We start from the raw sequence: 14,917 nt of genomic DNA on the forward strand, positions 1-14,917 counted from the left end.
TCAGAATCAGCTTATAACAACCGGACTACAATCCAGTAACGGTCGCGGCTTAACAAGGCAGAACCCTCCCCAAGGTAGGCGACGCTCGACGAGGTACGACCGACCCTGCCTTGGTCTTTGCAGCTCGACTGATGATCTTGAGAGGGGCGTGCTAGTGGAAAATTATATAGCGATTGCAATGAGATAGGAGCGTCCAGTTTCATCAATTGCAGTCAAAATATATGGGCATAACCTAGAATTGGGAAAGGCCGTCTGCGGCAGGCTATGGCATTCCCGTTGACAGGATATATCCGATTGTGATGCAATGTCCTCGGTCCTAGGACAGAGGACGGGATGCATGAATGGGATGAAAAGTCAGGATATCGTCGTTCTTCTGAAGCTCATAAGCCTTCAGGAGCAAGACGGACAGGGTGGATCCGGGCAGCCTCAATGGGGCTTTCATGGTGAGGACCCATACTCGGTTCGCAGTCTGGAATCACTTGTGGGGATCAGCAAGACGGAGATCAACGCGTCGATCAAACGAAGCCTCTCATCCGGACTTGCCATTAAGGATCGCGAGACCGGTCGCGCAAACCCCAATCGCCGCAATCTCCATAATTTTATCGTCCACGGCCTTAAGTTTGTCTTTCCCGTAAAGCCCGGTGCAATGACACGGGGTATTCCGACGGCGTTCGCCGCGCCTATGCTGAAAAACATGTTGGTCAGCGGGGGGGAGTACATCTACATATGGCCGTTTGCCGAAGGGCGTGACATCGGGCAATCGGTCGAGCCACTGTTTAGGAGCGTCCCCGAAGCCGTTCAGAAAGATGATCGGCTGTATGAATATCTTGCCCTCGTTGATGCGATCCGGCTTGGAAACCAGAGAGAGGCAGGCCTTGCCGGCGAACGCCTTTCTGAAAGGCTTCTCAAGAAATGACAACCGTCAGAGGCCAGTTGCTCCAGATGTTGCAAACTGTTGCCGAGGCGCTGGGAGGCGAGCTTCGTGAGCGGCTGGTATTTGTCGGTGGATGCACCACCGCGCTCTTCATTACCGACGAAATCACACTGGAGGATGTGAGGGCTACGGACGATGTTGACCTCATTGTCGACCTGGCGGGATATCCGGCATGGGCGCAACTGCAGGAACAGTTGAGACAAAAGGGATTTGCTGAGTCGCAGGAGGACACGGTCATCTGCCGGATGCGGCTCGGCGACCTCAAAGTCGATTTTATGCCTGACGATGCGGCTATTCTCGGTTTCAGTAACCGCTGGTATGCAAGAGGGATCGAGACAGCAGTCACTTGCTCGCTGACCGATCAGCTGAATATCAAGCGTCTGACACCGGAATTGTTTGTGGCCACAAAGCTGGAGGCTTATCTCGGCCGCGGCCACGGCGATCTCTTCACGAGCCGCGACCTGGAGGACATCCTTCTCATTGTCGATGGCCGGCAGGAAATCGTTGCAGAAATCCTGGGGGCCGATGACGACATCCGGCAATTCATTGCTGAGCAGTTCAGAGCTTTGCTCGAAGAGCGCGACTTTGACTATTTTCTTGATGGCAACGTTCGAGGACCGGAAGGGCGCGCCGACATCGTCCGGGGGCGATTCATCACCATTAGCCAGGGCGCTGGTGGCTAAGATGGGGATTGACGTCAATTGGATCAGCCAGGCCGGCAAGAGGACCGAGGACAATCGGGATTGGGGAGGTGTCGGGATACGCGCGGACAACGCGTTGTGTGTCGTTCTGGATGGTTCGACCACCGGCCCTAACAGTGGAGAACTTGCCCGGCAGATTACACGGGAGCTGATCGATTGGTATGTCGCCTCTGATGAGGAGGTGACAGCGGAAACGCTTGCCGGGCGTCTGCGACAGATTCATGAAACCTTGTCCAAGACGCACCCCCGAGATTCTGCCAGCTATATGATCGTGCATATCCAGAGCCCTAACGCGGTCCTCGTCCTGCACGCGGGCGACTGTTTGCTGGGACGATGCGACGAGAAAATTGGCATCGAGTGGCTGAGCCGGCCAAACACGCTCGCCAACGTCACCGGCGAAACGGCCATCGCAGCTATTGTCGGCTCTCCGGCACGGCATCGGTTGACGCGCAGTTTTCGCGCCAAGGAGTTCATGCTCCCCGACGAGATCGCGACGAAAGTCGACGGGGAACTCGTGGTAGCCACCGACGGCTTCTGGGCAGAGCTGAGTTCCAGCGATCAAGTCCGCTTCATGGAAGGCCAAGACATTCCTATGACAGTTGGCGGTGACGATCGAAGTGTCCTCCGAATTCGGCTGCTCGATGGGACACAGGATAGCGACGTGCGATGTGTCCAAGAGACACCACACAATCTCTATGTGAAAAGAACCTCGCAGGCGGCAGGCTACCAGGCACGATAATAGAGGTGCGGAAGCTCAAAGCAGCAGAATGCTTTTCAATTCCTGTGGGGATATCTGTGGGGTAGGCAATCTTCGGGATGCCCAAGTCATTGTTTTTTCTGGTCGGAGTGGCAGGATTTGAACCTGCGACCCCCTCGTCCCGAACGAGGTGCGCTACCAGGCTGCGCTACACTCCGTGACCAGACCGCGGGCTTATAGCCGCCACACTTCGTTCCTGCAAGCGGCAATGGCAGCACTTCTGTCGCATTTCGTGCGCTTTCGTCGGGGCTTGCCGGAAAGCTTGGATTTCCATCCGGGATAAACGCGGCTTAAAGCCTTGTGTGCTAAGCCGCTGCCTCGATAGATCGTGTTTCTGTCTCCTGGAGCCCTGCTGTCTTGCCCCCAAAAATCGTTGGCGAAGCCTGGCCCAACAGCTTCGAATTCGAAACCGCGGCGCTGATCAAGGCATCCGGATTTCGTGAATATGATGCGCGCTGGTGGTTCGGTCATCCCGGTTCGACGGTGCCGCCGGAACTCAATCTGATCGGCGTCCAGGCGCTTGGCATGGGGCTCGGCACGCTGATCCGCCGTCTCGGCGCCGGACCCGACATCGTCACCGGGCATGATTTCCGGTCATATTCGCTTGGCATCAAGCTAGCGCTGGTTTCCGGGCTGATGGCGGCCGGCGCAAGGGTGAAGGACATCGGCCTGGCGCTGTCGCCTATGGCCTATTTCGCGCAGTTCGCACTGGAGACGCAGTCCGTCGCCATGGTCACCGCCTCGCACAACGAGAACGGCTGGACCGGCGTCAAGATGGGAGCCGCGCGGCCGCTGACCTTCGGGCCTGAGGAGATGACCGCGCTGAAGGCGATGGTGCTCGCCGGCGATTTCGACCTTACAGGCGGCGGCTCCTATGATTTCGTCCGCGATTTTCGCGCCACCTATCTCGACGACCTGGTCGGGGACAAGCGCATCACACGCAAGCTCAAAGTGGTCGCTGCTTGCGGCAATGGCACTGCCGGCGCCTTTGCCCCGGAAGCCTTGCGGCGCATCGGTTGCGAGGTGATTCCGCTCGATGCCGAACTCGACCATACCTTCCCGCGCTACAATCCCAACCCGGAGGACATGCGGATGCTGCATGCCATCAGGGACAAGGTGCTGGAGACAGGGGCCGATGTCGGTCTGGGCTTCGATGGCGACGGCGACCGCTGCGGTGTCGTCGACAATGAAGGCAACGAAATCTTCGCCGACAAGGTCGGCGTCATGCTCGCGCGGGATATTTCGCGGCTCCATCCGGGTTCGACCTTCGTCGTCGACGTCAAGTCGACCGGACTGTTCAACACCGACGCGGTGCTGCGCGCCAATGGCGCCGTTACCGACTACTGGAAGACCGGCCATTCCTACATTAAACGCCGCGTTGCCGAACTCGGCGCTGTCGCCGGCTTCGAAAAGTCAGGCCATTTCTTCTTCAACCCGCCGATCGGCCGCGGCTATGACGACGGGTTGGTCACGGCAATCGCCATCTGTCAGATGCTGGACCGCAACCCGGCCAGCTCGATGGCCGATCTCTACCGTGCGCTGCCGCTGACCTTCGGAACCCCGACCATGTCGCCGCACTGCGCGGACGATGTGAAATACGGCGTCGTCGAACGGGTGGTCTCCGATTTTCAGGCGATGCAGCGGGACGGTACCAGTTTCGCGGGCCAGAAGATCATGGACCTCGTCACCGTCAATGGCGTCCGCGTCGTCGCCGAGGACGGCACCTGGGGTCTGGTGCGCGCCTCGTCGAACAAGCCGGAACTGGTCGTGGTCGTCGAAAGCCCGGTCTCGTCCGAGCGTCGCCGGCAGATGTTCGATGCCGTCGACGCCGTGCTGCGCCGCAGTCCGGAAGTCGGCGCTTATAACCAGACTTTCTAGGTCAGCGCCCCGCTGCGGGCGCTGCGGCCGTCAGCACGCTCCAGTCAAAATCGCGCGCCCAGTCGGCAAAGCCGTGCCAGCGCACCTCCGGGAATTCCCTGTGCAAGACGGCGATATCGACGTCGTAGCCGACGCGGTCGAACCATTCGAACATCAGCGCCGCGTCCTCGCTCTGCTGGCGGGCAACTGCGATCGGGATTTCCTGGTAGCGGATCGGGTGGCCGATGGCGCCGGACAGGATTTTAGCCTGCTCTTCGCCTGACAATTCGTCGCCGGCGAAATCGAAGCGCTTGCCGAACACTTCTTCCCGCCGCTCGACCAGAGCGGCCACGAAGGCGCCGATATCCACCAGGGAGACGAGTTGGAGGACGCGCTTGGGCGGCATCGCGAAGGCATGGATGCCTTGGTTGAGCGCACCGATCGACCATGGCGCAACGGCATTCTCCATGAAGGCCACCGGCGCGCTGATCGTATGGGGAATGCCGAGCTGCTCGATATGTCGCTCGACCAGATATTTGCTTTCGAAATGCGGGATGCCGGTGTTCTTGTCGGCGTCGGCAACGGAGGAATAGATCAAGTGTCCGACGCCGGCGGTCTTCGCCGCATCCGCGGCTAGGATCCCCAGACGGGTCTCTTCCTCGAGACCGGCCTCATAGCTGTTGCCCATCAGGAACATGGTGTCGACGCCTTTTGCGGCGCTCACGACCGAGTCCGCATCGGCGAGATCGCCGGCCACCACCTCGGCGCCCGCCGACGCCAGTTGCCGCGCGCCCTCGCTGCCCGGCTTGCGCGTCAGTCCCTTGACGTGATGGCCCCTGGACAACAGCGCACGCGCTACCGCGCCGCCTTGCTGGCCCGTGGCGCCGGTCACAAGAATGTTTCGTTTGTTGGTCATTTCGTCTGCTCCTTTTTCTCTGTCCGGCTTGTTTGCCTGGAGCAAAATTAGGCTCTGTCGGATTGATGCATAACTGCCTATAGTTGGAAAACTTTGTCTCACTGGTGAGTACAATGATCGATCTCAACGATGTCATCGTGTTTGCTCGCGTCGTCGAGGCCGGCAGCTTCACCGCCGCCGGGCGTCTGCTTGCCATGCCCAAGACGTCGGTCAGCCGCCGTGTCGCCGCGCTCGAACGCGAGGTCGGCGTGCGCCTGTTGCAGCGCACGACACGCAGCCTCAACCTGACGGATGCCGGGCGTCTGTATTATGAGCAAAGCAGCCAGGGGCTGCGCACGATCGAGGAGGCGAATCTGCGTCTGGCGGAGGCGAGGGCGGAACCGTCGGGCACCATCCGCATTTCGGCCCCGGTAGGTTTTGGCGGCTATTTCCTCATCCGCGCCGTGGTCGACTTTCTGGCGCTGTATCCGAAGACCAATGTCGAGCTTCGGCTCACCGACGACAAGCTCAACCTGGTCGAGGACGGTATCGACCTCGCCTTCCGCACCGGCACCCTCCAGGATTCGACGCTGATCGCCCGCAAGCTCGGTGCCGCGCGCAGGTTGCTCTGCGCCAGCCCCGACTATCTCGCACGATATGGAATGCCGGAAGGCCCGGCGGATCTCGCGCGCCATCGATGCGTCATCGCGGGCCCATCGGCCTCGGGCGCCCATTGGGTGCTGGATGGACCACAAGGCCAGGAGACGGTCGTGGTCACCGGGCGCTTCGCCGCCAATGAAATGCAGGCGGTGCTTGCTGCCGCGCTCGCCGGCTTCGGTGTCGCCCAATTGCCCCAGGCGATGGCCGAAGGGCTGATCGATCAGGGGCGCCTGCAGCGCGTCCTCGAGGATTACACGACACCGGCCGGCGGACTGCATGTGCTCTATCCGAGCAGCCGCCACCTTTCGCCCCTGGTGAAGGCCTTTATCGAACTGGCGGCCGAGCGGATTTCCAATCGGGCAAATACCGCTTAAAGGGCGTCTGTGCTACCCAATCGACCTCCAATTCCCGAGCGCGAGACCTGAATGACCGAGCGGATCGTCAGTTTTGTCATGAGCGGCGGCGTTGGCTCTCGGCTATGGCCGCTGTCACGCGAGGACAATCCCAAGCAGTTCCACGATCTGTCGGGCGATGGCTCCATGCTGGCCAAGACCTTGCGCCGCCTGACGGCGAGACCGGCTGGCGAGACGCCGATCTTCCTGATCGCCTCGGAACGTCACGCCGATCGTGTCCATGCCGACTTGGCCGGTCTCGATCTTGCCGGGGGCGGCCCGCTGTTCGAGCCCGCGGGACGCAACACCGCCGCCGCCGTAGCACTGGCGACGCTGCGCACTCTGTCGGAATTCGGCGACAGCCTGGTGCTGGTGGTGCCTTCCGACCATGAAATAGCGACGGCGGGGCAATTCTGGCAAAGTATCGAAGCGGGATCGCAGGCGGCGCGCGCCGGCCGCCTGGTGGTGTTCGGCATCAAGCCGACCCAGCCGGAAACCGGTTACGGCTATATCGAGGTATCGGCCGAGAAGGGCGGGGTGTTCGACGTTTCGCGCTTCGTCGAGAAGCCCGGCCTCGCGACGGCCAATGATTATCTCAAGGCGGGAAATTTCTACTGGAACACCGGCATCTTCCTGTTTCGGGCGGGTGCCATGCGCGACGCCTTCGAGGCATTCCAGCCCGATATCTGGCGCACTACCGAAGCGGCCTACAAGGCGGCGACATCGGACCTGTCCGGCCTCTATATGCCGCTGGAGCTCTACGCGGCCATCCCGTCGAACTCGATCGACTATGCCATCATGGAGCGGGCAAAAGACATCGCCATGGTGCCGGCCGGTTTCCGCTGGAACGATCTCGGCTCCTGGCAATCGCTCCTCGACGTCGGTCCCGCTGACGAGCGAGGCAACGTCGTCGTCGGTGATGTCGTCGCCATCGATTGTGAGAATTCCTATATCCGCAGCGACGGCCGCCTGCTGTCGGCGATCGGCATGAAGGACGTTGCCATCGTCTCGACGGCGGATGCCACTTTCGTTGCCCCGGTGAGCCACAGCCAGCACGTCAAGAAGATCGTCGAACAACTCGAAAAATCGGGACGGCTGGAAACCAGATTCACGCCAGCGCACGACCGCGTCATCGAAAGCGGCGCCTGGCGGCGGCGCGTGCATCACTGGCTGTTCCAGGAGACCTTGCCGCTATGGTCGACATCAGGCGTCGACGAGCGCCATGGCGGCTTCCACGAGGCGCTGGGTTTCGACACCAGGCCGCTCGTCAAGCCCAAGCGCATGCGCACCCAGGCCAGGCAGGTCTATGCTTTCGCCGTTGCCAAGGAACGTGGCTGGACCGGCCCGGCCGACCGGCTGATCGCGCATGGCATCGATTTCATGGCAGGGCAGGGCCGCACCGAACGGGGCGGTTGGGTGCGCACGCTGAATGTCGATGGCTCCGTCGCCGACCCGGTCGAGGACGCCTACGATCATTCCTGCATTCTGCTGGCACTGGCGCACGCGCATATGTCGGGCAATCCCGATGCCTTGCGGCTCGGCGAGGAGACCTTCGCCTTCCTCGATGCGCATCTGGAGGACAGCCGCATGACGGGGTTCCTCGAGACATCGGATGGGGCCGGCGAGCGGCGCTCCAATCCGCACATGCATCTGCTCGAAGCTTTCCTGGCCTGGCACCAGGCGACCGGAGAGCGCGCGCATCTGCGACGCGCGGCCCGCATCATCGACCTCTTCCGCAGCCATTTCTTCGACCCCGAGAGCTGGACGCTCGGCGAGTTTTTCGATTCCGAATGGAAACCGGTCTTGGGAGAGAAGGGAACCTGGACCGAACCCGGCCATCACTTCGAATGGGCATCGCTGCTGGTCGATTTTGCCGATCGAAGCGGCCAGGCCGAGCTGAGCGCCTATGCCCGAAAACTCTATGCCTCGGCGATCGCCAACGGCCTTAACCGCGCCACCGGCCTTGCCTATGGGGCAGTCTCGCGGCAGGGCCTGCCGCTCGACCTGATGTCGCGCAGTTGGCCGCAGGCCGAAGCGCTCAAGGCGGCGATCGCGCTGGATGGCTCGGGCGGCCCTGATCTCAAGCCGGAGATCGAGGCGCGCGTCGGCCGGCTGTTCCGCTGGCACATCGACCCGGCGCCGCTCGGCCTCTGGATCGACCGCATCGACGAACGCGGCCGCTCGCTGGCGTCAGACGTGCCGGCGAGCATCTTCTACCATCTGGTCTGTGCGCTGACCCAGTATCTGGATGGGACGGTGGAGAAGTAGGCGGGATCAGTACGGGCTTGCCACGTCCCCGGTCTCGACATAGATCGACTTCAGCTGCGAATAGAGCGCCAGTGCCGCCAGCGAATTCTCGCGGCCGATGCCCGATTGCTTGACCCCGCCGAAGGGGATTTCCACAGGGGTCAGATTGTAGGCGTTGATCCAGCAGGTTCCGGCCTGCAACTCGGCAATGACGCGGTGGGCACGCGGCAGGTCGCGTGTGAACACGCCCGCGGCAAGGCCGAACTCGGTGTCGTTGGCGCGGTCTATAACCTCGTCCTCACCGTCGAATTTCAGCACGCTCATGACCGGGCCGAAAATCTCCTCGCGGGCGATGCGCATGGTGTCGGTGACGCCGGTGAAGACCGTAGGCTCGACGAAGAAGCCGCCCTGGAAGCCCTGCAGCGACGGCACGTTGCCGCCGCAAGCGAGCGTGGCGCCATCCTGCTTGCCAGCCGCGATATAGCCGACGACCTTGTCTTGCTGCGCCTTGTTGACCAACGGACCCATCTGCGTATCCGGATCGAGCGGATCGCCGATGCGGATTTTCTTGGTTCGCTCGACCAGCCGCTCGACAAAGCGGTCGTGAATGCCGCTCTGCACGAAGACGCGCGTGCCGTTGGAACAGATCTGGCCGCTCGAATAGAAATTGCCGAGCATGGCGCCGCCAATGGCGTTTTCGAGATCGGCATCGTCGAAGACGATCAGCGGCGACTTGCCGCCGAGTTCCATCGTCGCGTGCTTCATCCCTGAGCCGGCCAGCGACAGGACCTTGCGCCCGGTCGGCACCGAGCCGGTCACCGAAACCTTGGCGACGACATCATGGCCGACCAGCCCGGCGCCGACATCGCCATAGCCTTGCACGACGTTGAACAGCCCATCGGGCAGGCCGGCTTCCGAGTAGATCTCGGCCAGCGCCAGCGCCGAAAGCGGCGTGTTTTCCGATGGCTTGAACACCATGGCATTGCCCATGGCAAGCGCCGGCGCCGATTTCCAGCCGGCGATCTGGATCGGATAGTTCCATGCGCCGATGCCGACGCAGACGCCAAGCGCCTCGCGGCGCGTGTAGGCGAAGGGTCCGCCGAGGTCGACCGCTTCGCCATTGAAGACGGCGACCGCGCCGGCGAAATATTCAAGGCAATCGGCTGCTGAAGGCGCGTCCGCCACCAGCGTCTCCTGGATCGCCTTGCCGGTGTCCAGCGTCTCGATGCGGGCAAGGTCGGCGTTGCGGGCGCGCAAAATGTCGGCGGCACGGCGCAGAATGCGGCCGCGCTCGACCGGCTTGAGCCGCGCCCAGGCCGGCTGTGCGGCGCGTGCGGCCTCGATAGCGAGTTCCAGCACGTTCGGCGTCGCCGAACGCAGCATGGCGATGGTCTCGCCCGTGGCAGGATAGATCACCGGCAGCGGCGCGCCGCCTTCGTCCTCGATATAGCGTCCGTTGACATAGTGCGAAGCCGTGGGCTGGGCGCGCATGGGATCTCCAAATCGTCTGCGCCCAAGTGGGCGGCTCAATCTATCGAGGCGGCTCGATCCGTTGCCCGGATCATGGCCTATCTGTCAGACGCCTGCCAGCGCGGATTGATCCATGGCTCCTGGTTGGACGGCGCGAGCGGTGTACGGCCAAGGATGTGATCGGACGCCTTCTCGCCGGTCATGATCGATGGTGCGTTGAGGTTGCCGTTGGTCACGCGCGGGAAGATCGAGGAGTCGGCGACCCGTAATCCGTCGACGCCGATGACCCGGCATTCCGGATCGACGACGCTCGATTGATCATCGACCCGGCCCATTCGACAGGTGCCGCAAGGGTGGTAGGCGCTTTCGGCATGGTCGCGAATGAACATATCGAGATCGTCATCCGACTGCACATGGCTGCCCGGCGAGAGTTCCTGTCCGCGGTAGGCATCGAAGGCCGACTGGCCGAAGATTTCGCGGGTCAGGCGGATGCAGTGACGGAACTCCGCCCAGTCGTCCGGATGCGACATGTAGTTGAAGCGGATGACCGGCTTCGCTTTCGGATCCGGCGAGCGCAACGTCACCGAGCCGCGCGACTTCGAGCGCATCGGCCCGACATGCGCCTGGAAGCCATGCGACTTCGCCGCCGCCTTGCCGTCATAACGCACCGCCGCCGGGATGAAGTGGTACTGGATGTCGGGATAGTCGACGCCTGCCTGCGAGCGCACGAAGGCGGCCGCCTCGAAATGATTGGTGGCGCCCAGGCCCGATTTGAAGAACAGCCATTGCGCCCCGATCATCGCCTTGGAGAACGGGTTCAGCACTGAATTCAGGGTGATCGGCTTGGTCGATTCCTGCTGGATGTAGAGCTCCAGATGGTCCTGCAGGTTGCCGCCCACACCGGGCCGGTCGGCCACGACGGCAATGCCGTTTTCGCGCAAATGCCCGGCCGGGCCGATACCGGACAGCATCAGGATCTTTGGCGAGTTGATCGACGATGCCGCGACGATCACTTCGCGTCGCGCCTTAACGACCTGAATCTGTTTGTGAGCTTCGATCTCGACGCCGATGGCGCGTTGATTCTCGATGATCACCCGGCGCGCGAAGCCCTTGACCAGACTCACGTTTTTGCGCCGAAGCGCCGGCTTCAGATAGGCTGATGCCGCCGACCACCGGCGGCCGCCCAGAATGGTCTGCTCCATCGGCCCGAAGCCTTCCTGCTTGGCGCCATTGTAGTCGTCGGTCAGTTCAAACCCTGCCTGCCGGCCCGCTTCGACGAAGGCGCCATAGAGCGGATTGCGCCGCGAGCCGCGCTGCACATGCAGCGGGCCGCCGTGCCCGCGCCAGCCATCCTCGCCACCGTCGGAATCTTCCATGCGCTTGAAATAGGGGAGCACGTCAGCAAAACCCCAGCCGGCCGCTCCCTGTTCGGCCCAATGGTCGAAGTCACGGGCGTGGCCGCGCACATAGACCATGCCGTTGATCGAAGACGAGCCGCCGATCACCTTGCCGCGCGGCGTCGCCAGCACGCGGCCGCCCAGATGCGGCTCCGGCTCACTGGCGAACCCCCAGTCGTAGAGGTTCATGTTGAGCGGGATCGACAGCGCCGACGGCATCTGGATCAGAGGTCCGAGATCGGTGCCGCCGAATTCGATGACGATGACCGAATGCTTGCCGTCCTCAGACAGGCGATAGGCCATGGCCGAGCCGGCGGAGCCGGAGCCGATGATGACGAAATCCGCTTCAAGCATCGTTCATATGCGCCATAAAATCGGCGAGCGAGACATTGCCGCCGGTTGCCACCACGAGGACGGTCTTTCCCGCCACATCCACCTTGCCACCGAGCAGTGCCGCCAGCGACGCCGCGCCCGAAGGCTCCAGCACCAGCTTCATCCGCTCGAAGGCGATCTTCATTGCCCGCCGCACCGACTGGTCCTCGACGGTGATGCCGCGAACACCCGCTGCCTTGACTGCTGCGAAGGGGGCGTCGCCGGGCCGGCGCGACATCAGCCCGTCGCAGATCGACTTCGGGCCAATCGGCATGGTCTCGATCGAGCCATGCGCCAGTGACGAGCCCATGCCGTTGAACCCTTCGGGCTCGACGCCGATGATCTCGGTCGCCGGCGACAGATAGTGGAAGGCGAGCGAAACGCCGCCGATCAGCCCACCGCCGCCGACCGAGCAGAACAAAAGATCAGCGCTGGCGTCCTTGGCCGACAGCTGGTCGAGCGCCTCGAGGCCGGCGCCCGCCTGGCCGGCGACGATCTCGGGATCGTCGAACGGATGCAGCAGAGCCAGACCTTCGGTCTCCGCGATCTCGCGCGCTTTTGCGGCCGCGACCTCTTCACGCGCCCGATCGCCATGATCGGTCAGCACGACGCGGGCGCCATAGCCTGATGTCGCATCACGCTTGGCGGCCGGGGCGTCGATCGGCATGACGATGGTGACCGGGATGCCGAGCGCCTGTCCGGCGGCCGCCAGCCCTTGCGCGAAATTGCCGGAGGAATAGGCGACGACGCCCTTCCTTGCTTCGTCGGGCGAAAGCCGCTTCAGCCGCCAATAGGCGCCGCGAACCTTGAAGGATCCGGCCCACTGCAGCGATTCCGGCTTGATGAAGACCCGGGCCGCACCGGTTTCCTTGGCGAGTGCCGTCGATTCCAGCAGCGGCGTGACCTGTGTCGCCTGGGAGGTGACGGCATAGGCCTGCATGAGATGATCGAGGGTGGGAACGAGAAGATCTGTCATCATTCGCCTCGCGGATACCTTTTGCTCTCTTCGAGATTGTCGAGGTTCATGTGATTGCGCATGTACCGCTCTGACGCCTTCTGCAGTGGCTGGAAATCCCAGGGGTAATAGGCGCCATTGCGCAGCGCCGGATAGACCACCCAGCGGCGCGCCTGGCTCTCGCGCACGGCGGCGTCGAAGCCGGCCATGTCCCAACGCGCCCTGACCTTGTCCATGAACTCGGCCACCAACGCCACATTGGCGGGATCATCGGCAAGATTGTCCCGCTCCAGCGGATCGGCTTCGAGATCGAACAATTGCGGCGGATCGAGTTCGCAATGGACGAATTTGTAGCGGCCCTCGCGGATTGCCACCAAGGGCGCATAGGAGCCTTCCGCGGCGTACTCGATCAACACCGGTGCCGTGCGCTGCCCGCCCTTGGTGAGCGGCAGCAGCGACTGGCCGTCGGTCCACGGCGCGATCGACCCGATGTCGATGCCGGCGAGGTCGCAAAGCGTTGGCGCCACGTCGAGATTGGAGACCGGCGCGTCGATCAGCCCGGCCGGCACGCCCTTGCCGGCGATCATCAGCGGCACCCGCGCCGAGCCTTCGAAGAAGCTCATCTTGAACCACAGGCCTCGCTCGCCCAGCATGTCGCCGTGATCGGAGCAGAACAGGATGATCGTGTCGTCGAGCATGCGCGTTCGGGTGAGAACGTCGAGGAGCTCGCCGAGCTTGTCGTCGACATAGGAGATGTTGGCGAAATAGCCGCGCCGCGAACGACGCACCTGCTCCGGTGTGATCTCGAAAGAGGGATAGTCGCTGGCGTGGTACAGCCGCTGGGAATGCGTATCCTGCTCGTCATGCGCGATGAAGCCAGTTTCCGGGTCCAGCGCCTGGCAATGCTCATAGAGATCCCAATACTGCTTGCGCGCGACATAGGGATCGTGCGGGTGCGACAGCGAGACGGTGAGGCACCATGGCCGATGGCTTGCATCGTCCTGTTCGCGTGAAAGCTGATAGAGCTTCTGAGACGCGAGGAACACGACCTCGTCGTCATACTCCATCTGGTTGGTGGTCTCGGCGATGCCGGCGCCGGTTACCGAACCCAGATTGTGATACCACCACTCGATGCGCTCGCCGGGTTTGCGGTAGTCCGGCGTCCAGCCGAAATCCGCCGGATAGATGTCGGTGGTCAGCCGCTCCTCGAAACCGTGCAACTGATCCGGTCCGACGAAATGCATCTTGCCCGACAGGCAGGTGTAGTAGCCGGCGGCACGCAAATGATGGGCGAAGGTCGGGATCGACGAGGTAAATTCAGCGGCATTGTCGTAGACACCGGTGCGCGACGGCAACTGGCCGCTCATGAACGAGGCGCGGCCCGGTGCGCAAAGCGGCGAGGCGGTGTAGTTGTTGGCAAAGCGCGCCGAACGCGCCGCCAGCGCTTTCAGATGCGGCGTGTGTAGAAATTCCGCTGGCCCATCCGGGAAAAAAGTCCCGTTGAGCTGGTCGACCATGACGATCAGGAAATTGGGTCGCTTCGCTGTCACTGTTTGTGCTGTCCGCCAAGTTTGGTTTCGAGATAGTCCTCGACCAGCGCGATCGCGGTCGCGGCGTCGGGCACGCCATCCTTCAGCGCGCGCCTGATGTAGAGCCCGTCGATCATTGCCGCCGTCGCTTCCGCGGCGCGGTCGGCTTCGGTCCTGGGCAGGATACCGATCAAACCGCTCATCAGGTTCGAATGCAGCCGCCTTGCGTAGACTCTGAGCAACCGGCGCAGCGAGGACGATTGCTGCGCCTCGACATAGAAGGCGAGCCATGCGGCGATGGTCTCCGCCTGGAACTGGATGTCGGAAAAATTGACGGCGACCACGGCCGACACGCGCTCGCGCGGGGAGGTGGTGGATTGAAGCGCGCGGCGCATGTCGATGGTCAGTTCGGCCAGGATGTGCCGCATCGTCGCGAACAGCAGCTCGTCCTTGGCGCCGAAATAGTGATGGGCAAGGGCCGAAGACACACCGGCGCGTCCGGCAATCTCGGACATGGTCACGTCAAGCGAGCCGCGCTCGCCGATCGCCGAGATCGTCGCGTCGATGAGCGCCTTGCGGCGCAATGGCTCCATTCCGACCTTTGGCATGCTGTTCCCGATCTTTTCGGGAGATTATTTTTTATTGACGCGTCAATCAACAAAAAATCGATGCTGACGCGACCTGCACCAAGCGATTGTTGCGCGGCGGCTCTTCACGGTTCGAGCAGGAATGTTTATATTTGAACAATAAA

12 protein-coding genes and 1 tRNA gene are annotated in these 14,917 nt (G+C 62.5%); 6 read left to right on the forward strand and 7 right to left on the reverse strand.

All coding sequences use genetic code 11. The features are described 5' to 3' along the window. Positions 1–346 precede the first annotated feature (346 nt). From EN850_RS00175 to EN850_RS00185, 3 genes are read left to right on the forward strand one after another with little or no spacing between them, the layout of a single operon-like run. On the forward strand, positions 347–916 hold the full coding sequence (locus EN850_RS00175; RefSeq protein WP_136090716.1) for a hypothetical protein: 570 nt from the start codon (positions 347–349) through the stop codon (positions 914–916). Continuing rightward, positions 913–1,617, forward strand: coding sequence for a hypothetical protein (locus EN850_RS00180; protein ID WP_136090352.1), 705 nt, complete (start codon positions 913–915; stop codon positions 1,615–1,617). The genes EN850_RS00175 and EN850_RS00180 overlap by 4 nt, the downstream gene beginning before the upstream one ends. A gap of 1 nt (position 1,618) precedes the next feature. After that, positions 1,619–2,374, forward strand: a complete 756-nt coding sequence (locus EN850_RS00185) for a protein phosphatase 2C domain-containing protein (protein ID WP_136090353.1) — start codon at positions 1,619–1,621, stop codon at positions 2,372–2,374. A 99-nt stretch (positions 2,375–2,473) separates the two neighbouring features. Here the strand turns inward: EN850_RS00185 and EN850_RS00190 are convergent. Then, positions 2,474–2,550 (reverse strand) — tRNA-Pro (locus EN850_RS00190). A gap of 199 nt (positions 2,551–2,749) precedes the next feature. Here EN850_RS00190 and EN850_RS00195 point away from each other — a divergent pair. Beyond that, entirely contained in the window at positions 2,750–4,270 is a 1,521-nt protein-coding gene (locus EN850_RS00195) for a phosphomannomutase/phosphoglucomutase (protein WP_127871314.1), read from the forward strand. Position 4,271: 1 nt separating this feature from the next. Here the strand turns inward: EN850_RS00195 and EN850_RS00200 are convergent, their stop codons facing one another. Next, complete coding sequence (locus EN850_RS00200) at positions 4,272–5,165, reverse strand: NmrA/HSCARG family protein (RefSeq protein ID WP_136090354.1); 894 nt, start codon at positions 5,163–5,165, stop codon at positions 4,272–4,274. Between the two features lie 113 nt (positions 5,166–5,278). On the opposite strand from EN850_RS00200, the gene EN850_RS00205 reads away from it, so the two are divergent. Further along, positions 5,279–6,178: a LysR family transcriptional regulator gene (locus tag EN850_RS00205; protein WP_136090355.1), complete on the forward strand. Its 900-nt coding sequence runs from the start codon at positions 5,279–5,281 to the stop codon at positions 6,176–6,178. A 51-nt stretch (positions 6,179–6,229) separates the two neighbouring features. Then, positions 6,230–8,464 (forward strand): mannose-1-phosphate guanylyltransferase/mannose-6-phosphate isomerase, encoded by a 2,235-nt coding sequence (locus EN850_RS00210; protein ID WP_136090356.1) that lies wholly within the window; start codon positions 6,230–6,232, stop codon positions 8,462–8,464. 6 nt (positions 8,465–8,470) lie between these two features. On the opposite strand, the gene betB is transcribed toward EN850_RS00210, so the two are convergent. The 5 genes from betB to betI all read right to left on the reverse strand — a co-directional run bounded on the left by betB (position 8,471) and on the right by betI (position 14,774). After that, a complete protein-coding gene (gene betB / locus EN850_RS00215) occupies positions 8,471–9,934 on the reverse strand; it encodes a betaine-aldehyde dehydrogenase (protein ID WP_136090357.1) in 1,464 nt (487 codons plus the stop codon). Positions 9,935–10,011: 77 nt separating this feature from the next. Then, on the reverse strand, positions 10,012–11,664 hold the full coding sequence (gene betA, locus EN850_RS00220; protein WP_135863648.1) for a choline dehydrogenase: 1,653 nt from the start codon (positions 11,662–11,664) through the stop codon (positions 10,012–10,014). Further along, positions 11,657–12,661: a threonine/serine dehydratase gene (locus EN850_RS00225; RefSeq protein ID WP_189590921.1), complete on the reverse strand. Its 1,005-nt coding sequence runs from the start codon at positions 12,659–12,661 to the stop codon at positions 11,657–11,659. Before EN850_RS00225 ends, betA begins: the two co-directional genes overlap by 8 nt. Further along, the gene (betC, locus tag EN850_RS00230; protein ID WP_127277706.1) at positions 12,658–14,187 is read right to left on the reverse strand and encodes a choline-sulfatase; all 1,530 of its coding nucleotides are present in this window, start codon (positions 14,185–14,187) and stop codon (positions 12,658–12,660) included. Before betC ends, EN850_RS00225 begins: the two co-directional genes overlap by 4 nt. After that, positions 14,184–14,774: a transcriptional regulator BetI gene (gene betI, locus EN850_RS00235; RefSeq protein ID WP_135915281.1), complete on the reverse strand. Its 591-nt coding sequence runs from the start codon at positions 14,772–14,774 to the stop codon at positions 14,184–14,186. Before betI ends, betC begins: the two co-directional genes overlap by 4 nt. Positions 14,775–14,917 lie beyond the last annotated feature (143 nt).

The sequence above is a fragment of the Mesorhizobium sp. M8A.F.Ca.ET.207.01.1.1 genome (genome assembly GCF_004794715.1).
In the GTDB taxonomy this organism is placed as follows: domain Bacteria; phylum Pseudomonadota; class Alphaproteobacteria; order Rhizobiales; family Rhizobiaceae; genus Mesorhizobium.